17 protein-coding genes are annotated in these 20891 nt (G+C 72.9%); 6 read left to right on the top strand and 11 right to left on the bottom strand.

Annotated features, from left to right (window positions below):
• Positions 1-163 precede the first annotated feature (163 nt).
• The 5 genes from ppc to M8330_RS08785 all read right to left on the bottom strand — a co-directional run bounded on the left by ppc (position 164) and on the right by M8330_RS08785 (position 9132).
• Positions 164-3007, bottom strand: coding sequence for a phosphoenolpyruvate carboxylase (ppc, locus tag M8330_RS08805; protein WP_250827030.1), 2844 nt, complete (start codon positions 3005-3007; stop codon positions 164-166).
• 92 nt (positions 3008-3099) lie between these two features.
• Complete coding sequence (gene purB / locus M8330_RS08800; protein ID WP_250827029.1) at positions 3100-4539, bottom strand: adenylosuccinate lyase; 1440 nt, start codon at positions 4537-4539, stop codon at positions 3100-3102.
• An 86-nt stretch (positions 4540-4625) separates the two neighbouring features.
• Positions 4626-5888 carry a phosphoribosylamine--glycine ligase gene (purD, locus tag M8330_RS08795; protein ID WP_250827034.1) on the bottom strand — a complete coding sequence of 421 codons (1263 nt, stop codon included), beginning with the start codon at positions 5886-5888 and terminating at the stop codon, positions 4626-4628.
• Positions 5889-5975: 87 nt separating this feature from the next.
• Positions 5976-7712 carry a hypothetical protein gene (locus tag M8330_RS08790; protein WP_250827028.1) on the bottom strand — a complete coding sequence of 579 codons (1737 nt, stop codon included), beginning with the start codon at positions 7710-7712 and terminating at the stop codon, positions 5976-5978.
• Between the two features lie 136 nt (positions 7713-7848).
• Positions 7849-9132 (bottom strand): adenylosuccinate synthase, encoded by a 1284-nt coding sequence (locus M8330_RS08785; RefSeq protein WP_250051144.1) that lies wholly within the window; start codon positions 9130-9132, stop codon positions 7849-7851.
• 268 nt (positions 9133-9400) lie between these two features.
• Between M8330_RS08785 and M8330_RS08780 the strand changes: the two genes are divergently transcribed.
• The gene (locus M8330_RS08780) at positions 9401-10333 is read left to right on the top strand and encodes a diacylglycerol/lipid kinase family protein (protein ID WP_250827027.1); all 933 of its coding nucleotides are present in this window, start codon (positions 9401-9403) and stop codon (positions 10331-10333) included.
• Between the two features lie 25 nt (positions 10334-10358).
• On the opposite strand, the gene M8330_RS08775 is transcribed toward M8330_RS08780, so the two are convergent.
• On the bottom strand, positions 10359-11351 hold the full coding sequence (locus tag M8330_RS08775; protein ID WP_250827026.1) for a helix-turn-helix transcriptional regulator: 993 nt from the start codon (positions 11349-11351) through the stop codon (positions 10359-10361).
• A 414-nt stretch (positions 11352-11765) separates the two neighbouring features.
• Here M8330_RS08775 and lysS point away from each other — a divergent pair, with 414 nt between their 5' ends.
• Positions 11766-13280, top strand: a complete 1515-nt coding sequence (lysS, locus tag M8330_RS08770; RefSeq protein WP_250051150.1) for a lysine--tRNA ligase — start codon at positions 11766-11768, stop codon at positions 13278-13280.
• A 131-nt stretch (positions 13281-13411) separates the two neighbouring features.
• Here the strand turns inward: lysS and M8330_RS08765 are convergent, their stop codons facing one another.
• Both M8330_RS08765 and fbaA read right to left on the bottom strand, forming a co-directional pair.
• Positions 13412-13837: a DUF3151 domain-containing protein gene (locus tag M8330_RS08765; RefSeq protein WP_250051152.1), complete on the bottom strand. Its 426-nt coding sequence runs from the start codon at positions 13835-13837 to the stop codon at positions 13412-13414.
• 104 nt (positions 13838-13941) lie between these two features.
• Complete coding sequence (gene fbaA, locus M8330_RS08760) at positions 13942-14973, bottom strand: class II fructose-bisphosphate aldolase (RefSeq protein WP_250051154.1); 1032 nt, start codon at positions 14971-14973, stop codon at positions 13942-13944.
• Positions 14974-15093: 120 nt separating this feature from the next.
• Between fbaA and M8330_RS08755 the strand changes: the two genes are divergently transcribed.
• Complete coding sequence (locus tag M8330_RS08755) at positions 15094-15633, top strand: DUF2867 domain-containing protein (protein WP_250827025.1); 540 nt, start codon at positions 15094-15096, stop codon at positions 15631-15633.
• A gap of 151 nt (positions 15634-15784) precedes the next feature.
• On the top strand, positions 15785-16537 hold the full coding sequence (locus tag M8330_RS08750; protein ID WP_250051168.1) for a septum formation family protein: 753 nt from the start codon (positions 15785-15787) through the stop codon (positions 16535-16537).
• Here the strand turns inward: M8330_RS08750 and M8330_RS08745 are convergent.
• The gene (locus M8330_RS08745; protein WP_250827024.1) at positions 16516-17187 is read right to left on the bottom strand and encodes a TrmH family RNA methyltransferase; all 672 of its coding nucleotides are present in this window, start codon (positions 17185-17187) and stop codon (positions 16516-16518) included. The two genes, M8330_RS08750 and M8330_RS08745, sit on opposite strands and share 22 nt — an antisense overlap.
• 141 nt (positions 17188-17328) lie before the next feature.
• On the opposite strand from M8330_RS08745, the gene M8330_RS08740 reads away from it, so the two are divergent.
• Positions 17329-18093, top strand: a complete 765-nt coding sequence (locus tag M8330_RS08740) for a DedA family protein (RefSeq protein ID WP_250827023.1) — start codon at positions 17329-17331, stop codon at positions 18091-18093.
• A 10-nt stretch (positions 18094-18103) separates the two neighbouring features.
• On the opposite strand, the gene M8330_RS08735 is transcribed toward M8330_RS08740, so the two are convergent.
• Complete coding sequence (locus M8330_RS08735; RefSeq protein WP_250827022.1) at positions 18104-19072, bottom strand: DUF368 domain-containing protein; 969 nt, start codon at positions 19070-19072, stop codon at positions 18104-18106.
• The gene (gene pyrE, locus M8330_RS08730; protein WP_250827021.1) at positions 19069-19599 is read right to left on the bottom strand and encodes an orotate phosphoribosyltransferase; all 531 of its coding nucleotides are present in this window, start codon (positions 19597-19599) and stop codon (positions 19069-19071) included. The genes M8330_RS08735 and pyrE overlap by 4 nt, the downstream gene beginning before the upstream one ends.
• Positions 19600-19692: 93 nt before the next feature.
• Here pyrE and M8330_RS08725 point away from each other — a divergent pair, with 93 nt between their 5' ends.
• A complete protein-coding gene (locus tag M8330_RS08725; protein ID WP_250827020.1) occupies positions 19693-20886 on the top strand; it encodes an aminotransferase class I/II-fold pyridoxal phosphate-dependent enzyme in 1194 nt (397 codons plus the stop codon).
• The last annotated feature ends 5 nt before the right edge of the window (positions 20887-20891 follow it).

The raw sequence follows: 20891 nt of genomic DNA, 5'->3' as shown, positions 1-20891 counted from the left end.
CCGCCGCGCTCACGTTGCCCTCAAGACGATCCAGAGCCCCGAAGAACTCCGCCTTCACCTCCGCAGAAACCACGATCCCCACAACCCCTCGAAAGTCGAGGTGTTGCGGGGATCGATAGAACCCGCCGGTCGGTACGGGGGTCTCGTGACGGGCGGAGCCGGATCAGCCGGTGTTGCGCAGGCCGGCGGCGATGCCGTTGATCGTGGTGAGCAGCGCGCGCTGGAGGTCGCTGTCCGGGTCGAAGGTGGTGACCTCCGAGGCGGTGTCGCGGGTGCGGGCGAGCAGGGAGACCTGGAGGGCGTGCAGCGGCGCCAGGTAGGCGTCACGCAGCTTCAGGGTCTGGCGCAGCACGGGCGAGGACTCGAGCAGCTCGGCTTCGCCGGTCACCCGCAGCACCTCCTCGACGGTGCGGGCGTGCTCGGCCTTGATGACCTCGAACAGGCCGCGGGAGTCCTCGGGCACGAGGGTCTCCACGTAGCGGGCCGCGATGGCGAGGTCGGTCTTGGAGAGCGTCATCTGCACGTTCGAGAGGAAGGTGCGGAAGAAGTTCCAGGAGCCGTACATCTCCTTCAGCTGCGCCTCGTGGCCGGCCTCGCGGGCCGCCTTGAGACCGGAGCCGACGCCGAACCAGCCGGGCAGGATCATCCGGGTCTGGGTCCAGCCGAACACCCACGGGATGGCGCGGAGGTCGTCGAGACCGCCCTCGCCGCCGGGGCGCTTGGAGGGGCGCGAGCCGATGTTCATCTTGCCCAGCTCGTCGACCGGGGTGGCGGTGACGAAGAACGGCACGAGCGCCGGGTCGCGGACGAGGGCGCGGTAGGCGACCTGGCCCTGCGAGGCGACGACGTCCATCGTCGCGTCCCACTGGTCGAGCTTGCCCTCGGGCAGCGACATCGTCTTGTGCAGCACGGAGGCCTCGATGGTCGCGGCGAGCGCGTTCTCGAGGTTGAACCGGGCCAGGCCGCGCAGCAGGTACTTGTCGGAGATGACCTCGCCCTGCTCGGTGACCTTGATCGGACCGGTGAGCGAGCCCCACGGCTGCGCCAGGATCGCCTCGGCCGAGGGGCCGCCACCGCGGCCGACGGAGCCGCCGCGACCGTGGAAGAGCCGCAGCGAGACGCCGTGGCGGGCCGCGATGTCGCGCAGGCCGCGCTGGGCGCGGTGGATCTGCCACTGGGACGCCGCGATACCGGCGTCCTTCGAGGAGTCCGAGTAACCCAGCATGATCTCCTGGACGTCACCGCGGGCCTTGACCACCCGGCGGTAGGCCGGGTCGGAGAGCAGGCCCTCCAGCAGCGGGCCGGCCAGCTCGAGCTCGGCGACGGTCTCGAACAGCGGGGCGAAGCCGAGGCGCGCGGTGGCGGGCTCGGTCTCGGAGCCGGTGTCGACCAGGCCGGCCTCGCGGGCGAGGACGACGACGGCGAACAGGTCGTCGATGTCGTGGGTCATGGAGACGATGTAGGTCTCGATGACGTCCGGGCCGAAGGTGTCCTGCGCCTTGCGGATCGTGCGCATGAGAGACAGCGACTTGTCGGCCTGGCCGCCGTCGAGCTGGCGACCGGAGCCGATCAGCGGGCGACGTCCGGCCATCTCCGCCGACAGCGTGGTGATCCGCTCGGCGTGGTCGAGCTCGCCGTAGGGGGTCTCCAGCTCGCCGAGCCGGTCGTAGAGCTCGGCCAGAGCCGCGTGGTGCTTGCCGGAGTGCTCGCGCACGTCCAGCGTCGCCAGGCCGAGACCGAACGCGGTCGCGGTGCGGATGAGGCTGAGGATCTCGCCGTTGGCGGTCAGCTCGTCGCCGTTGGCCAGCATCGACTCGCGCAGCAGCGTGAGGTCGGCGAGCAGCTCGTCGAAGGAGGCGTAGTCGCGGCCCGCCTCGTGCGCGGTGCCGTTCACGAACCGGTCGCGGGTGCGGATGAGGCGCACGCGGATGAAGCTGAGCTTCATCCGGTACGGCTCCTCGGCGTTGAGCCGCTTCACCGAGTCGTAGGTGATCGGCAGCGCCTCGGCGTCGGCGTCCAGGGAGGCCTGGAGCTCGTCGCTGATGCTGACGACACGCGTGCTCGCGGACGCCTCGGTGAGCGCCTCCTCGACGAGGTCGATGAGGCGGCGCAGGCCGAAGTCGTGCTGCTGGCCCAGCACCTCGAGCGTGACCTCGGGGGTGACGAACGGGTTGCCGTCGCGGTCGCCGCCGGCCCAGGCGCCGAAGCGCAGCGGGCGGGAGTCGGCCGGCAGGTCGATGCCGATGCCGGCGAGCTGCTGGTGCAGCTCCTCCATCAGGCCGGGGACGACGTGACCCTCGAGCTGGGTCAGGTAGTAGATCGCGGTGCGCGACTCGTCCTTGGGCTGCGGCTTGGCGATGCGCAGCTCGTCGGTCTGCCACAGCAGGTCGACCAGCTCGGCCAGCCGCCGCGAGGTGCGGGCCTGGGCGCCGGCGGTGGCGCGCGGGTCCTCGCCCTCGAGGACGCTCTCGGCGACCTTGCGCAGCAGGCGCAGCACCGTGCGGCGGGACGCCTCGGTGGGGTGCGCGGTGAAGACCGGCCGGTACTCGACCTTGGCCAGCGCCTCGCTGACCTCCTCGAGGCTCAGCTTGCCGTCCTCGACGGCCTGGCCGATCTTCTTGATGCTCTGGGCCAGCGGACCGTCGTCGGAGGAGCTGAGCTCGGCGAACCGGTGCAGCTGCTCGGTGACGTTCACCAGCTGGAAGTAGGCGGTGAAGGCCCGCGCGAGGACGACTGCCGTGGCGTCGTCCTGCTGCGCCAGGAGGGCATCGAGCCCGCCGTCGCCGGGAGTGCGCGCGCGATGGCGCACCTCCTCGACCAGCGCCAGGAGCTCCGGGCCCTCGTGGCGGGTCAGTGCCTCGCCCAGCAGCGTGCCGAGCTGGCGCACGGAGGCACGCAGCGCGGCGTGCTGCTCGCCACCGCTCACCGCCCCCGCGTAGTCGCTCACGCGGCGGTCAGCGGCGGTGATCTCCTCGGATGTCGGGTCGAGCCCGGTCTCGGAAGTCATGGGCCCCATCATTGCGGGGTCTTGTTACGGGCGCATCGCCGGGCCGGTGTACGGACGTGTGGAAGTCGTCTCGCCGGCCCTCGCAGGTCAGGTCAGAGGATGGCGCCGGGGCTGTAGTTGGCGGCGTCCGGGTGCGCGGCGCACACCTGCTCGACCGCGCGCACGACCGCCTGGGTCTGCGCCACGGCCGCACCCGTGAACGTGATCGGCTCGGCCACGAGGGCCTCGAGCTGCTCGGGGGTGAGGCTGAGACGCTCGTCCGCCGCCAGCTTGGCGAAGACGTCGTTCTCGGCCTGGCCCTTGCGCATCGCCAGCGCGGTGCCGACGGCCGCCTCCTTGATCGCCTCGTGCGCGGTCTCGCGGCCGACGCCGTTGCGCACCGCGGCCATGAGCACCTTGGTGGTGGCCAGGAACGGCAGGTAGCGGTCGAGCTCGCGCTGGATGACGGCCGGGAAGGCACCGAACTCGTCGAGCACGGTGAGGAACGTCTGGAAGAGGCCGTCCACGGCGAAGAACGCGTCGGGCAGCGCCACGCGGCGGACCACGGAGCAGGACACGTCGCCCTCGTTCCACTGGTCGCCGGCGAGCTCGCCGACCATCGAGAGGTAGCCCCGGGTGACGACCGCGAGGCCGTTGACCCGCTCGCAGGAGCGGGTGTTCATCTTGTGCGGCATCGCAGACGAGCCGACCTGGCCCTCCTTGAACCCCTCGGTGACGATCTCGTTGCCGGCCATGAGGCGGATCGTCGTGGCGAGGTTGGACGGTGCGGCGACCGTCTGCACCAGGGCGGAGAGGACGTCGAAGTCCAGGCTGCGCGGGTAGACCTGGCCGACGCTGGTCAGCACGCGCTCGAAGCCGAGGTGCTGGGCGACGCGGGTCTCCAGCGTGGCGAGCTTGTCGGCGTCACCGTCGAGGAGGTCGAGCATGTCCTGCGCGGTGCCCATCGGGCCCTTGATGCCGCGCAGCGGGTAGCGGCCGAGCAGGTCCTCCACGCGCTCGACGGAGACCATCAGCTCGTCGGCGACGCTGGCGAACCGCTTGCCGAGCGTCGTGGCCTGGGCGGCGACGTTGTGGGAGCGGCCGGCCATGACGGTGGTCTCGTGCTCGGCGGCCAGGCGGCCGAGCCGGGCCAGGGACGCGACCGCACGGTCGCGGACCAGCTCGAGGGACTGCTTGACCTGCAGCTGCTCGACGTTCTCGGTCAGGTCGCGCGAGGTCATGCCCTTGTGGATGTGCTCGTGCCCGGCGAGCGCGCTGAACTCCTCGATGCGCGCCTTCACGTCGTGCCGGGTGACGCGCTCCCGGGCGGCGATCGATGCCAGGTCCACGGCGTCGGTGCCCTGGGCGGCGACCTTCTCGTACGCCTCGACCACGCCGTCGGGCACGTCGATGCCCAGGTCCTTCTGGGCCTTGAGCACGGCGATCCAGAGCTGACGCTCCAGCACGATCTTGTGCTCGGGCGACCAGATGGCGGCCAGGTCGGCGGCGGCGTAGCGGGTGGCGAGGACGTTCGGCACGGTCACGCCGCCCATTGTCCCCGATGGACGTGGCAGCGCTACTCGGGCGGCGGCCCGCCGAGACCGCGGCCTTCTCCGGCCACCTCCGTGGGTGCGGGCCGTCAGGCCTGGGCGGCCTTGAGCGCGATGTCGGTGCGGTGCTGCGCGCCGTCGAAGGAGATCTCCCCGACGCCGGCGTAGGCGGCCTCGCGGGCCGCGGCCAGCGAGGAGCCGGTCGCGACGACCGCGAGGACGCGGCCGCCCGCCGTGACGGGCTCCCCCGCCTCCGACAGTGCCGTGCCGGCGTGGATCACGTGCACGTCGTCCAGGCCCTCGGCCGCGTCCAGGCCGGAGATGACGTCGCCCTTGGAGGAGGACTCCGGGTACCCGGCCGAGGCCATGACGACGGCGACGGCGTTGCCGTCCTTCCAGGTCGGGGCGGGGACGGAGGCCAGCGTGCCCGTTGCCGCGCCCATGAGCAGCGGGGAGAGCGGGGCGTCGAGCAGCGCCATCAGCGGCTGGGTCTCGGGGTCGCCGAAGCGGGTGTTGAACTCGACGACGCGGGTGCCGCGCGAGGTCAGCGCCAGGCCGGCGTAGAGCAGCCCCGAGAACGGGGTGCCGCGGCGGGCCATCTCGTCGACGGTCGGCTGGAGGACGTCGCGCAGCACCTCGTCCACGAGGCCCTCGGGCGCCCACGGCAGCGGGGTGTAGGCGCCCATGCCGCCGGTGTTGCCGCCCTCGTCGCCGTCGAAGATGCGCTTGAAGTCCTGTGCGGGCTGGAGCGGGTAGACCGTGGTGCCCTCGGCCTCGTTCCAGCCGCAGATCGCGAAGAGGGAGACCTCGGGGCCGTCGAGGTACTCCTCGATGACGACGCGGTCGCAGCCCTCGGCGTGGGCCAGGGCGGCGGCGCGGTCGGACGTCACGACCACGCCCTTGCCGGCGGCCAGGCCGTCGTCCTTGACCACGTAGGGCGCGCCGAACTCGTCGAGCGCGGCCGCGACCTGCTCGGAGGTGGTGCACACGCGGGCGGCGGCGGTGGGGACGCCGGCGGCCTCCATGACCTCCTTGGCGAACGCCTTCGAGCCCTCGAGCTGCGCGGCGGCACCGGAGGGGCCGAACACGGCGATGCCGCGAGCCCGGACGGCGTCGGCCACACCGGCCACCAGCGGCGCCTCGGGTCCCACGACGACGAGGTCGGCGCCGAGCGAGACGGCCAGCTCGGCCACGGCCTCGCCGTCCATCTGGTCGACCGGGTGCAGCGTCGCCACCGCGGCGATCCCGGGGTTGCCCGGCGCGCAGTGCACGGCGCCGACGACGGGGTCGGCGGCCAGCGCGCGGGCCAGGGCGTGCTCACGGCCGCCGGTGCCGACGACGAGACAGGTCAGGGACGCATCGCTCACGGGCGAGCATCCTACGGTCCCGGCCGGGCACCGCCCCGCTCGTCTCGCCCGACCTGCTCGGGGCCGTTCGCCTCAGCGGCGCACGGCGCCCCGCACGCGGACCACGGAAGACCCGGACCGGTGGCCCGGGATGCGGGCCACGATCTTGACGCGCACCCGCTGGCCGACGTGCCTGGGTCGGAGGATGAGCCGCCGTCCCGTCGCGTCCGCCTTCTTCCCCGGACCGACGTACCAACGGACCGAGAACGAGGAGGGCGCAGGTCGCCAGGTGCCGGTGGCGACGCGCAGGACCCTGCCCACTCGCGCCTTCCCGCGGACCACGGGGTCACGCACCACCACCGGGGCGTCGCCCACGCGGACACGCACCGGGCGCGAGACGACCGTCAGGTCCCGGAGGTAGGGGTCGGCACCGGTGATCTCGACGGTGAGGTCGTGGCCACGGTCCGCCGCCACAGGCCGGTAGGACGCCTCGGTGGCGCCTCGGACCGCAGTCCCGTCGCGCAGCCAGCGGTACAGGACGGTGGCCGGCTGGAACCGCCACCGCTCCGCGAGGTCGGGAGCCGCCAGGCGGCCGTCGACCGCGGCGTCGCCCGTCGGTGCGGGGACGCCGAGAGCGGGCAGGTTGAAGACCTGGTTGGCCTGGCCGCAGCTCCCGTCGGCGGTCGGGCACCGCAGCGTCAGGGTGAAGGGCAGCTCGGCCGTGCCCGCGGGTCGGGTGAGCACGACGGCGCCGGAGCCGACGGGCCGGTTCCCGGTCGAGTAGGTGGTGAGGAAGTAGTAGGGGAAGGAGGCCGCGGCGGTCAGGCCCGTCCGGTAGACCCAGCTCGAGGAGCCTGTCTTGGCGGCGGCGAAGACGGGGGCCTCGTCGGCATCCCACGCGAGCCGGAGGTTCCCGTCGTCGACGGAGATCACGACCGCGTAGCAGGCGATCGGGTGCTCGTCGTCGAGCACACCCTTGACGCGGACCTTGCCCTGGGTGAGGTCGACGGCCCGGCACGCAGGGCCGGCGTCCCGTCCCACGATTCCGTCCAGCATCGCCACCTCGCCCGTGGCCACCTCGCCCGCCTTCGGCGCGCCCGAGATCGAGGACGCCGCCACGACCGCCGTGGAGCCCCAGTCGATGTCGGGGTTGCAGGCCTCGCTGAAGCAGGCGAGCGGCTGGCCCCAGTCGGTGGTGCCGGCCCAGGCGACGGCCAGGTCGCCGTCGGCGACGAACGAGCCGCGACGGAAGCCCTCCTGGTCACCGGGGTCGAAGCGGACGCACTCGACGTCGTGGATGCTGGTCACGGCCGCGGCCGTGGCGGAGCCGTCGACCTCACCGGCCAGGCAGTGCTCGTCGCCGGCGTGGGGCCGCACGGCGACCGTCCACGTCGGCTGGGTGGCGTCGTCCGGGGTGACCCGCACCTCGATCCGGTCCCCGGGCTGCGGCGTCTCGTCGAGGTCGCAGTAGCGCAGTGGGTCGGCGTCGGCACCTTGCTGCCAGGTGCACTCGTCACCTCGGCTGGGCGTGACGGTGACGCTGGCACCGGCGGTCGGGTCCGGCGTCCCGTCACCCGGCACGACCGAGACGAGCACGAGCGAGGCGAGCCGGTCGGCAGGCACCGACCAGCACAGGGTCGTGGCCTCGCCGGTGAGCGTGGCCGCGGTGCCTGACGGCGTCCCGTAGACGCCGACGGGCGCGTCGACGCACCCGTCGGGGACGTCCGCGGCGGAGGCGGGCAGCAGCGGCGCGGTCAGGAACGCGGCCACGAGTCCGAGCAGGGCGAGGACGAGGGCGGGCAGGCGCGTCGGCAGGGCCGGCGTGGTCACAGCAGGGGTCTCCTTGCAGTCCGAGATCCCGTGAACCCTAAACGTTTGCTGAGAGGCCTGCCGCACGAACCCCGGGAAAGCCGGAACGCGCCCGTCCGATCCGGACGGGCGCGTTCGTGGGGAGGAGCGTGGTGCCTCAGACGAGCGGGTGGACCACGACGGTCTGCTCGCGCTCGGGGCCGACGCCGATGGCCGACATCCGGGCACCGGAGAGCTTCTCGACGGCCTTGACGTAGTTCTGCGCGTTCTCCGGCAGGTCGGAGAAGGTGCGGCAGTCGGAGAGGTCCTCCCACCAGCCGGGCAGGTACTCGAAGATCGGCTTGGCGTGGTGGAAGTCGGTCTGGTTGACCGGCATCTCGTCGTGGCGCACGCCGTTGACGTCGTAGGCCACGCACACCGGGACCTGCTCGAGGCCGGTGAGCACGTCGAGCTTGGTGAGCACGAAGTCGGTGACGCCGTTGACGCGGGCGGCGTAGCGGGCGACGACGGAGTCGTACCAGCCGCAGCGACGCGGGCGACCCGTCGTGGTGCCGTACTCGTGGCCGGTCTTGCGCAGGTGCTCGCCGGCGTCGTCGAACAGCTCGGTCGGGAACGGACCCTCACCGACGCGCGTGGAGTAGGCCTTCACGATGCCGATGATCTGGTCCATCCGCATCGGCGGGATGCCGGAGCCGGTGCAGGCGCCGCCGGCGGTCGCCGAGGACGAGGTGACGAACGGGTAGGTGCCGTGGTCGACGTCGAGCAGCGTGGCCTGGCCTGCCTCGAGGAGCACGGTCTCGCCGCGGTCGAGGGCCTGGTTGAGCAGCAGCACGGTGTCGGCGACGTAGGGTCGCAGCCGGTCGGCGTGCACCAGCAGGCTGTCGACGATCTCGTCGACGCCGGGGGCACGGCGGTTGTAGATCTTGGTGAGGACCTGGCTCTTCAGCTCCAGGGCACCCTCGACCTTCTGGCGCAGGATCGACTCGTCGAAGAGGTCCTGCACGCGGATGCCGATGCGGTTCATCTTGTCGGCGTACGTCGGGCCGATGCCGCGGCCGGTGGTGCCGATGCGGCGCGAGCCGAGGAAACGCTCGGTGACCTTGTCGACCGTGCGGTTGTAGTCCGGGATGACGTGGGCGTTCGCGGAGACCACCAGCTTGGAGGTGTCGATCCCGCGGGCCTCGAGGCCGTCGATCTCGTGGAAGAGCACGTCGAGGTCGATGACCACGCCGTTGCCGATCACGGGCACGCAGCCGGCCGTCAGGATGCCCGACGGCAGCAGGTGCAGGGCGTACTTCTCCTCGCCGATGACGACGGTGTGGCCAGCGTTGTTGCCGCCGTTGAACTTCACGACGTAGTCGACGGAGGAGCCGAGCAGGTCGGTGGCCTTGCCCTTCCCCTCGTCTCCCCACTGGGCTCCGATGATGGCGATCGCGGGCATCTGCCTGCTCACTCTCCAGCCGGGGGCCACGCCCTCGCGGCGGGCCCTGAAAGGCGAATGCCCCCGGCACACGACCAGGGGCTTGTGCGGCCTCACGCTAGCACCGGAGCACCCTCATCCCCTGATCGGCGGCCCCCACCCGTCCGGTCCGGAACCGCTGGCGTTCGATGAGCGGACACCGGGCGGGGCCCGGGGGTCGACGCGGGGTGCGCGTCACGCCGAGTCGGGTGAGCGTGCCGGCCCGCTGTCGCCCGGTACCGTCCGGTACGTGGACCCGCTGCTCGTGATCAAAAACAGCGGCGCCGGGACCGCCGACGAGGAGACCCTCGAGCGCGGCTTGTCGGTGCTGCGCTCGGCGACCTCGGTCGAGGTCGTCGCCACCGGCGACCCGGGCGAGCTCAACAGCGTCCTGCACCGCGCCGGCACACGACGCATCGTCGTCGCGGGCGGGGACGGCAGCCTGCACGCCGTGGTCGCGGCGCTGCACGCCCGCGGGGAGCTCGGCCAGAAGGTCCTCGGCCTGCTGCCCCTGGGCACCGGCAACGACTTCGCCCGCGGCAACGCGGTCCCCCTCGAGGTGACCGAGGCCGCCCGCCTCGTCCTCACCGGGGTCGAGACGCCCGTCGACCTGGTCGTCGACGAGCTCGGGCGGGTCGTCGTCAACAGCGTGCACGTGGGCGCCGGCGCCCAGGCCAGCCGCCGCGGCGCACGCTGGAAGGAGCGGCTGCACCGCGTCGGCGTCGGCCGCGTCAACCTCGGCCGCCTCGGGTACCCGATCGGCTCCCTCCAGGCGGCCGTGAAGCCGCCCTTCGTGCGGCTGCGGGTCGAGGTCGACGGCGAGGTGGTGGTCGACGTCGACGAGCCGGTGCTCATGGTCGCCGTCGGCAACGCGCGCGACGTCGGCGGCGGCACCCCCCTCACTCCCCTGGCCCGGGTGGACGACGGCAAGGTCGACGTCATGGTCAGCCGCGCGATCGGCCCGCTGGCGCGGTTCGGCTACGTGGCCCAGCTGGTGCGGGGCACCCACCCGGCCCGCGACGACGTGGTCTACCTGCGCGGCGCCCGCGTCTCCGTGGCCGGCGAGGAGTTCTGGTGCTCCGCGGACGGCGAGATCGACGGGCCCGAGCGTCGCCGCACCTGGCGGGTCGAGCCGGGCGCCCTGCGCATGGTGCTGCCGGCGTCCGCCCCGACGACGACCTGATCAGGGGCGGCCGACTCCCCGCAGGTCAGAGCCAGCCGCGGCGGGCCGCCTCGACGCCGGCCTGGAACCGCGACTCGGCCCCCAGCTCCGACATCATGTCGGCCACCCGACGACGCACGGTGCGCAGGCTGACGCCGAGCCGGCGCGCGATCTGCTCGTCCTGCGCGCCCGAGGCGAGCTGCTGGAGGAGGAAGGTGCGCATGTCGGCACGGACCTCGTGGCGGGACTGCTGCGCGTAGGGCATCGCCTGGTCCCACACCGACTCGAACCACAGCGTCAGGGCCTGCACCCACCCCGTCTGGCGCACCAGCGAGCGGGGCTCGTCCATGAAGCCCAGCGGCTCGGGCAGGATCACGTGGGTGGTGCCGATGATGAGCATCCGGGTCGGCAGGTCCGGCACGAGCCGGATCTCCTCGCCCGCGGCCGCGCGTCGCGACAGGGTGTCGGGCATGTCGGTGACCGCGCGGACCGGGTAGATGGCGCGCGAGCGACGCCCCTTGGCCATCGCCTCGCCGATGAGGTGCAGCATCGCGTCCTCGCGCGGCGCCTCGAAGTGCTCGGCGCGGAACCAGAGCAGGTCGCCGCTGCTCTCCCGGATGAGGGAGGTGAGCAGCTGGACCGGGTTGCCGCCCGAGCTGATCTCCCCGTCGACGGCGCCGTGGTCGACCACCTCGCCCGGGTGCGGGCGGACGTTCGTCGCGGTCAGGTGCGGGATGGCCCCCGAGATCGCCTCGAGCCGACGGTGCGCGGCGGCGGCCGCACGGGAGGTCTCCTCCACGGCCTGCAGCACCGCCTCGGCCGGCGTCACGACGAAGACGCGCGAGTCACGCAGCTCGACCAGCCCGCGGTCGATCAGCGGCTGGAGGTCCACGAGCAGCTCCTGCTCCGTCTGGAGCAGGGTCGCGGCGATCGAGACGAGCTCACGACCCGACTGGCTCAGGACGCTCTGGTAGCAGCGCTCGGCCGGTCGGGGCACTCCGAGCGCCGACAGCACCGACTCCGGCGGCGGTAACGGCATGTCAGGGAGCGTATGCGCCGTGGACGACGGCGTCCGGCTAATCCGGGTGTACGCCGTTCCGGGCACCACTCGTGCACAGCACCGAAGGTCTCCCGCGGACAGGACTAGAGTCACCGAGAACTGTCCACATCATGCCAATGTCCGCCACAGCCTTTTACCTTGGGGCCGACAGTGAGCATGATTCCCCGCTAGGGCGGTCCGGTCCGTTCCTGGTTCGCCAGGGTCGTGACCGGGGCGGCACGGGCTTCGTCGGGGGATGACCCGGGTCTGCTCCACGCCCGGGTGTCGGGGTCGAGTTCAGGGGTTGACCCCGACGCCCACCCCTCCTCTGCGCGCCACCGGCGCTCCCCACGCGCGTGCCCGCGGGCGCTATCGACTCGTCCTTCGCGGCCGGTCCTCGATAACCTCGCCCCCATGAGTGACGACGCGCAGCAGGCCGTGCCCGGGACGGACGTCGACGACGTCCCCTCGCAGATCGCGGTCCGCAAGGAGAAGCGGGCGCGTCTGCTCTCCGAGGGCCGCGAGGCCTACCCCGTCCACGTCGAGCGGACGCACTCCCTGGCCGCCGTCCGCGAGGGCTGGGGGCACCTGGCCTCCGGCGAGGAGACGCAGGACGTCGTCGGGATCGCCGGCCGCGTGGTGTTCTCCCGCAACACCGGCAAGCTCTGCTTCGCCACGCTCCAGGAGGGCATCGGCACCCGTCTCCAGGTGATGCTGAGCCTGGCCGAGGTCGGCGAGGAGGCGCTGGAGGACTGGAAGCGCACCGTCGACCTGGGCGACCACGTCTTCGTCGAGGGCCGCGTCATCTCCTCGCGCCGCGGCGAGCTCTCCGTGATGGCCACCAGGTGGGAGATGGCGTCCAAGGCGCTGCGCCCGCTGCCGACGCTGCACAAGGACCTCTCCGAGGAGTCCCGCGTCCGTCAGCGCTACGCCGACCTGATCGTGCGCCAGGAGGCGCGCGACATGGTCCGCACCCGCGCGGCCATCACCCGCGCCGTGCGCGGCGTGCTCGAGGGCGGCGACTTCCTCGAGATCGAGACCCCGGCGCTCCAGCTGATCCACGGCGGTGCCGCAGCACGCCCGTTCACCACCCACATGAACGCGTTCGACCAGCCGATGACGCTGCGCATCGCGCTCGAGCTGAACCTCAAGAAGGCCGTCGTCGGCGGCGTCGACAAGGTCTACGAGCTCGGCCGGATCTTCCGCAACGAGGGCGTGGACTCGACGCACTCCCCCGAGTTCACGATGCTGGAGGCGTACGAGGCGTACGGCGACCAGTTCACGATGGCCGCGCTCATGCGCGAGCTGTTCCTGGCGGCCGCCGACGCGACCGGCTCGCGCCAGGTCGAGACCCCCGACGGTGTCGTCGACCTCGACGCCGAGTGGCGCTGGCTGCCGGTCTACGACGCCATCTCCGAGGCCGTCGGCGAGACGATCACGATCGACACCGACGCCGCCACGCTCATCGGGCACCTGGAGAAGCACGAGATCGACTTCGACCCGAAGTGGAGCAGCGAGAAGCTCGCGCTGGAGCTGCTCTCCGAGCTCGTCGAGCCGAACCTGCTGCAGCCGACGTTCCTGTGCGACTACCCGGCCTCGGCGCAGCCGCTGGCCCGCCCGCACCGCGACAAGCCGGGCCTCATCGAGGCGTGGGACCTCATCATCGCCGGCGTCGAGCGCGGCACCGCGTTCTCCGAGCTCATCGACCCCGTCGTGCAGCGCGAGGTGCTCACCACGCAGTCGCTGGCCGCCGCCGCGGGCGACCCCGAGGCCATGCAGCTGGACGAGGACTTCCTGCGTGCCCTGGAGTACGGCGCCCCGCCGATGGGCGGCCTGGGCCTCGGCCTGGACCGGATGATCATGCTGTTCACCGGCGCCGGCATCCGCGAGACCATCCTCTTCCCGCACCTGCGGCCCGAGGTCCGCTGACGCCGCACCGGTGATCGAGGTGCGAGCAGCCCTGGCACCCCACCGGTGATCGAGGTGCGAGGAGCCCTGGCGACGAGCCACGAGATCCCCGCACCCGACCACCGGCGTCGACGGCGGCGTCGGTCCCGGGCTCAGCCCACGTTGGCGAGCAGCGTCTCGTAGGCAGTGGCGCTGGTCTCGGCCAGGAACGTGGAGCAGCGCTCCCACTCCTCGGTCTCGCCGATGCTCTGCGCGGCCAGCGCCAGCATCGCCAGGCTCATGAGGAAGCCGCGGTTGGGCTCGTGCTCCCACGGCACCGGGCCGTGGCCCTTCCAGCCGTTGCGGCGCAGCAGGTCCAGCGAGCGGTGGTAGCCGACGCGGGCGTAGGCGTAGACGGTGATCGCGTCGTCCTCGCGCTCGGCGGCCGCGCCGGCGAGGGCGGCCCACGCGAAGGGGGACGACGGGTGCGCCCGCGCGACGTCCTCGGGCGCCGCGCCCGCGGCCAGCTCGGCCTGGGCCGGGTCGGCGGGGAGGTGGACCGGCGGAGGGCCGGCCATCAGGTCCTGTCCGATGCTCATGGCGCCATCCTGCCAGGCAGCGCGGCACGCACCGAGGCCCCTCCGGACGACCGACGGCCCGCACCCCGAGGGGCGCGGGCCGTCGTGACGGGACCGGTGCCGGATCAGCCCAGCGACTTGCCGGCGGAGGAGAGGTTCTCGCAGGCCTCGACCACGCGGGCGGCCATCGCGGTCTCGGCGGCCTTGCCCCACACGCGGGGGTCGTAGAGCTTCTTGTTGCCGACCTCGCCGTCGACCTTGAGGACGCCGTCGTAGTTGCCGAGCATGTGGCCGGCGATGGAGCGGGTGAAGGCGTACTGGGTGTCGGTGTCGATGTTCATCTTCACCACGCCGTAGGAGACGGCCTCGGCGATCTCCTCGGGCGCCGAGCCCGAGCCGCCGTGGAAGACGAAGTGGAACGGCTTGGAGCCGGCCTCGAGACCCATGGCCCCGACGACGGCCTCCTGCGCGTCCTTGAGCACGGACGGCTTGAGCTTCACGCCGCCCGGCTTGTAGACGCCGTGCACGTTGCCGAAGGTCAGCGCGGTCATGTAGTAGCCGCGGTCACCGTGGCCGAGCGCCTGCGCGGTGGCGATGGCGTCCTCGGGCGTGGTGTAGAGCTTGTCGTTGATCTCGTGCGCGACGCCGTCCTCCTCGCCACCGACGACGCCGACCTCGATCTCGAGGATGATGTTGGCGGCCTTGCACTTGGCCATGAGCTCCTCGGCGATGACGAGGTTCTCGTCCAGCGGCACGGCCGAGCCGTCCCACATGTGCGACTGGAACAGCGGCGCCTGACCGTTCTTGACCCGCTCCATCGACATGTCGAGCAGCGGGCGGACGAAGCCGTCCAGCTTGTCCTTGGGGCAGTGGTCGGTGTGCAGCGCGATGTTGACCGGGTAGTCCTTGGCCACCTCGGCGGCGTAGGCCGCGAAGGCCGCCGCGCCGGTCGTCATCTTCTTGACCTTCTGGCCCGAGAGGTACTCCGCGCCACCGGTGGAGACCTGGATGATGCCGTCGGACCCCGCGTCGGCGAAGCCCTGCAGGACGGCGTTGAGCGTCTGGGACGACGACACGTTGACGGCCGGGAAGGCGTACTGGCCGCTCTTGGCGGTGTCCAGCATCTCGGCGTACTTCTCCGGGGTGGCGATGGGCATGCGAGCTCCTCCGAGGAACGGGTTCGAGGCAGCGACGGGGCTGCGTCCTGCGTGCTGGGTCACCCTAGCGGCCCGTGCACCGCCCGGGTGAGGGTCGTCGGCCCCCGTAGGCTCGCGAGCATGAGCACCACGGCGTCCGGCGACGGGACCCGTCGCCGCACCACCGCGACCAGCTCCACCCGCAGCACGCGCATGCCCTTCTCCGCGCAGGTCACCTACCGTGCCGTGGCCTCCGCCGCGACGGGCCCGCACTGGTACCTCGACGCCGTCCCGCTGCGGCTGCGGGGTGCTCTGGACCGCCTGCTGGGCGGTGCCGCGCCGGCGTCCCCGAGCGGGCGTCCGCTGCTGCGGGCGGGCGAGCGCGCCGGGTTCTGGCGGGTGCTCCAGGCGGGCCGCGCCACCGACGGCCACCGCCTCCTCCTCGAGGCCGAGGTCCGCGCCCCGGGGCGGGTGACCCTGGAGACGGTCGTCTCCCCCGCCGCCCCCGGCCGGGACGCCGGCGCGGTGCTGACCCAGACGGTCACGCTGGCCCCCGCGGGACTCCTCGGCGCCGCCTACCTGGTGGCCGACCTGCCGGCACGCGAGGCGCTGCTGGAGGTCGTGCACCGCCGCACCGTGGCCGAGGTGCGCGGCTCGGTCTGGCGCGACGCCACCGACTGACCCGGCCGCACCCACCCCCGCAGGTGTGGTGGGGCCCGTCGCAGTACGTCCGTTCGCCGGACACGCGCTGCTCGGGCTGCCTAGGATGCCGCGCGCGCCGCGCCCGCACGGGCCACGGCCGTCCCCGTCGTCGCCTCCCGGAAGAGGACCCATGCACCGTCTCGGTCTGTCGCTGCTCGCCCTGCTGCTCGGCCCGCTCGTCCTGCTCGCCGCCACGTCGGCACCCGCCACCGCGGCCGGCGCCTGGAAGGGCGCGCCCCAGGTGGGTGACTGCTACAAGCTGACGTGGAAGCAGGTCCAGCGGGCGAGCGTGCCCGTCGACCCGGTGGCGTGCTCCAAGGGTCACCAGGCCGTCGTCCTGAGGACGGGCCTGCTCGACGCCGACACGGACTGGGACGACACCGACGCGGTCGCGCACGCCATCGCGCGCCGCTGCGCCACCGCCGCGGACCCGTGGACCACCGACGACCCCCGGGTCTCCTACCGGACCATGTACCTGCCGCTCATCTTCTGGCCGACCGCGGCGCAGCGCGCCCGCGGCGCCCGCTGGTACCGCTGCGACCTCGCCCTCCAGGGCACGGGCGAGGCCCTCGCCCAGCTGCCCGAGAAGCTCGTGAAGGTGACCTCGAGCAACGTCTCGCGCCGCACGCGCCGCTCCGTGACCCGCTGCGTCACCTCCGAGTACCTCTACACGCTGTGCGACCGGACGCACGCCTACCGCGGCACCGGCACCTTCGTCGCCAAGAAGCTGAGCAAGCGCACCGCCAAGGCCCAGCGCCAGGTCCGGGCGCGCGCCGTGGACCGCTGCCCCGCGCTGACCAGCACCGACGACTGGATCTACTCCTCGCAGGCGGTCACCGCCCGCAGCCGCGTGGTGCTCTGCTACTCCCGGCTCTCGCGCTGAGCCCCGGCCTCGCCGCCGCGCCACGTGGTGCCGGCGGCGAGGTCGGCGTGCTGCACGACCCAGCCGTGCATCGCGATGGCCGCGGCCGCCGAGGCGTTGATCGAGCGGGTCGAGCCGAACTGCGCGATCGAGAAGGTGGCGTCGCACGCCTCGCGGGCCCGGTCGGAGAGCCCCGGACCCTCCTGGCCGAAGAGGAAGCACACCCGCCGCGGCAGCACCGCGGTCTCCAGCGGCACCGAGCCGGGCAGGTTGTCCACGCCCCACAGCACCACGCCCTGGGCGTGCAGGTGCTCGGCGAGCGCCGGCACGTCGGCGTGGTGGAGCAGGTGCTGGTAGCGGTCGGTCACCATCGCGCCCCGGCGGTTCCACCGCCGGTTGCCGACCACGTGCACCTCGGCGGCGAGGAAGGCGTTGGCGCTGCGCACGACCGTGCCGATGTTGAAGTCGTGCTGCCAGTTCTCGATGGCCACGTGGAAGTCGTGCCGTCGGGTGTCGAGGTCGGCCCGGATCGCCTCCAGGCTCCAGTACCGGTAGCGGTCGACGACGTTGCGGCGGTCGCCGCCGGCGAGCAGCGCCGGGTCCCACTGCGGGCCCTCCGGCCAGGGCCCCTCCCAGGGCCCGACGCCGACCACGGGCTGCCCGTGCGGCATGGGGTCGTAAGGAGCCCGCTCAGGTTCCTCGACCGTCCCTGAATATTCCCTGGGAGCGCCGATGTGAGCGACTCCATCCCCGGCCTCCACGTCCTGGTCCCGCACAGGTGGCAGCGTAGTGAGGCTGCGTAGCCTGGTGGTGTGCTGGGGAGTCTGACGGTCGTCACGCCGATGCTGCTGGGGATGGACTTCCTCGACGCCTCCTACTGGCTCGACCTGCTCGGGCCGGCCCTGTTCTGGGTGGGCCTCGTCGTCGTGTTCGTCGAGTGCGGGCTGCTGTTCCCGTTCCTGCCGGGCGACACGCTGCTGTTCAGCTTCGGCATCTTCGTCTCGGCCGGCCACTTCGACCTGTTCCCCGGCACCGAGGCGGTCGAGGTCGTCCTCGCCGCGGCCCTGCTGTCGCTCTCGGCCTTCCTCGGCAACGTGGCGGGCTACGAGATCGGCCGCCGGATCGGGCCGCCCCTGTACCAGCGCGACAGCCGTTTCCTCTCCCGCACGCAGTTCGACCGCACCCAGCAGTTCTTCGACGACCACGGCCCCGTCGCGCTCGTCGGCGGCCGCTTCATCGCCTTCGTGCGCACCTACATCACCGTCGTCGCCGGTGCCACGCAGATGCGTCGCCGCGTGTTCCTCGTGTGGAGCGCGGTCGGCGCCACCCTGTGGGTCAGCGCCGTGACGCTGCTCGGCTACTTCCTGGGCGGCATCCCGTGGCTCGGGGAGAACCTCGACGTGCTGATGATCCTGGTGATGGCCGTCTTCTTCGTGCCCATGCTGGTGCAGTGGCTGCGCGAGCGCCGGCGCACCGACGGCGAGCAGGCGGACGAGGCGGCGCAGCCCGCCGGCCAGCAGACCACGCCGGCGCAGGCCGTCGCGCCCCGCCGTCGGCTGGCGCGCTGCTCGCGCTGACGGCCAGGACTCAGGCCGCGCGCCGCGCGCGGACCTCCTCGACCAGCACCAGCACGCCCACGACGACGGCACCGAGCAGACCCAGCAGGACGGGGCCCAGCACCGGGTCGTAGGGCGCCACGAGCGCCCCCGGGCCGTGCGCCTCGCCGTCCGCGGCGACCTCGGCCGTCTGCCACGGCCACAGCGCCCGCAGGGAGCCGATCATGAGCCCGGCCATCACCAGCAGCGTGGTGCGCCGGTGGTGCTCCAGCAGCCACCGCAGCAGCTGCACGAAGGACGCCAGGCCCACGACGGCACCGAGCCCGAAGACGGCGATGTAGCCGAGGTCGCGCTCGTCCACCGCGGTGAGCGTCGTGGTGTAGAGCCCGACGGCGAGCAGGAAGAACGAGCCGGAGACCCCGGGCACCACCAGCGCGCAGATCGCGATCGCGGCGGCCACGAAGACCACCGGCAGGGCCGGGTCGGCCTCGCTCGAGCCACCGGCCAGGGAGACCAGCGCGAAGGCCACGGCCGCCATGACGAGCACCAGCACCACCTCGAGGGCCGGGTGCCGTCGTCCGGCCGGGGGGAGCATCCGCAGGGGCACCACGATGCTCACGGCGACCAGGCCGAAGAACAGGCCGCGGGCCAGCTCGGGGTGGCCGGTCACGAAGGACTCCATGACCCCGGCGACGGTCAGCACCGCGGCGGCCATGCCGACCAGCACGGGCACGACCAGCCACCAGTCGGTGCGGGCGACCTCGGTGCGGAAGCCGGCGACCCGGTCGGGGCCGAGCACCAGCCGCTTGATCGCGGAGACGGCGTGCGAGGCGGAGCCGATGAGCTGCTCGTAGACGCCGGTGACCAGCGCGACCGTGCCGCCGGAGACGCCGGGCACGAGCTCTGCCATGCCGATGAGGAAGCCGCGGACCAGGTCCAGCGGCAGCAGCGCCCGCGAGCGGCGGGGCGCCTGCTCGACGGCATCCGGCGCCGAGGTCACCGGCCGCTCACGGCGTCGAGCTGGGCCTTGGTCAGCACCGGGCGGACCTCGAGGCCGACGTCGGCCAGGGGGTTGGTGCCCTCCGGGCTGCGGTCGATCGCGCAGACGACGACCTCGACGATCGCGCCGGCCTCGCGCAGCGCGTTCGTGGCGTCCCGCACGGCACCGCCGGTGGTGATGACGTCCTCGATGAGGGTGATCTTCTTCCCGGCGACGTCGGGGCCCTCGGCGAGCTTGCAGGTGCCGTACTCCTTGGCCTTCTTGCGCACGAAGAGGGCGGGCAGGTCGGTGAGGCCGGAGACGGCGGTGGCGATCGGCACGCCGCCCAGCTCCAGACCGCCCAGGAGCTCGGTCTCCTCCGGCAGCAGGTCGACCATCTGGAGCGCGACGCGGCGCAGCAGGCCGGGGTCGGACTCGAAGAGGTACTTGTCGAAGTACTCCGAGGCCACCTGCCCCGAGCGGAGGGTGAAGGTGCCGGTCAGGCGGCAGCGGGCGTCGATGTCGGCGGCGAGGCTCTCGTCGGTCACGGAGGCAGGCACAGAGGTAGGCACGGGGGCTATTCAACCCGGTGCCCGCGAGACGTGCGCGTGCCGTCCGGCACAGCCGCCTACGGTGGGGCCATGCAGGGCAGCAGCGGGCGACCTCCCACGGCGGCACGGCTGGCGGGCATCGCGCCCACCGTCTTCAGCAGCTACTCCGCGCTGGCGGTGGCCACCGGCTCCGTGAACCTGGGCCAGGGGTTCCCGGACGTCGACGGGCCGGCCGAGGTCGTCGAGGCGGCCCGGGCCGCGCTCGCCGCCGGGCACAACCAGTACGCCCCCGGCCCCGGCACGCCTGGGCTGCGCGCGGCGATCGCCGAGCACCAGCGCGAGCGCTACGGCATCACGCTGGACCCGGCCACCGAGGTCGTGGTGACCACCGGCGCCACCGAGGCGGTGGCGGCCGCCGTCCTGGGCCTGGTCGAGCCCGGTGACGAGGTCCTCGTCCTCGAGCCCTGGTACGACTCCTACGTCGCGATGCTCCAGGTGGCCGGCGCGGTGCGGGTCCCCGTCACCCTGCGGGCCCCCGACTTCCGGCTGGACGTGGCGGCCCTGCGCGCCGCGGTCACCGACCGCACCCGCGCGATCCTGCTCAACACCCCGCACAACCCGACCGGCACGGTGCTCACCGACGCCGAGCTGGAGGCCGTCGCGGCGCTGGCCGTGGAGCACGACCTGCTGGTGATCACGGACGAGGTCTACGAGCACCTCACCCTCGACGGCCGGGTGCACCGTCCGCCCGCCACCTTCCCCGGGATGGCCGAGCGGACGCTGAGCATCTCCAGCCTCGGCAAGTCGTTCTCGCTGACCGGCTGGAAGATCGGCTGGGCGACCGGCCCCGCGCACCTGGTCGGTGCGCTGCTGGCGGCCAAGCAGTGGCTCACCTTCACCTCCGGCGCACCGCTCCAGCCGGCCGCCGAGGTGGCGCTGCGCGAGCACGCGCACTGGCCCGGCGAGCTGGCCCGAGACCTCCAGGGCCGCCGCGACCTGCTGGTCTCGGGCCTGGTGCAGGCCGGGGTGGTGGCCCCGGGGGCTGCCCCGCCGCGTCCGGAGGGCACCTACTTCGCCGTCACCGACGTCGCCCACCTCGGGTGGGCCGACGGCGAGGCGTTCTGCCGGGCCCTGCCGGAGCGCGCGGGGGTCGTGGCGATCCCGTTGCAGGGCTTCGGCGACTCCGACGCCGGCACGCACCTGGTGCGGTGGACGTTCTGCAAGCGCCCCGAGGTGCTGACACAGGCCGTCGAGCGGCTGCTCGCCGCCGACCTGCACGCCTGAGGGCC

It is taken from the genome of Nocardioides bruguierae (genome assembly GCF_023656415.1).
In the GTDB taxonomy this organism is placed as follows: domain Bacteria; phylum Actinomycetota; class Actinomycetes; order Propionibacteriales; family Nocardioidaceae; genus Nocardioides; species Nocardioides bruguierae.
Note: the sequence above shows the minus strand (reverse complement) of the source record. Positions and strands in the feature narration are given on the sequence as shown.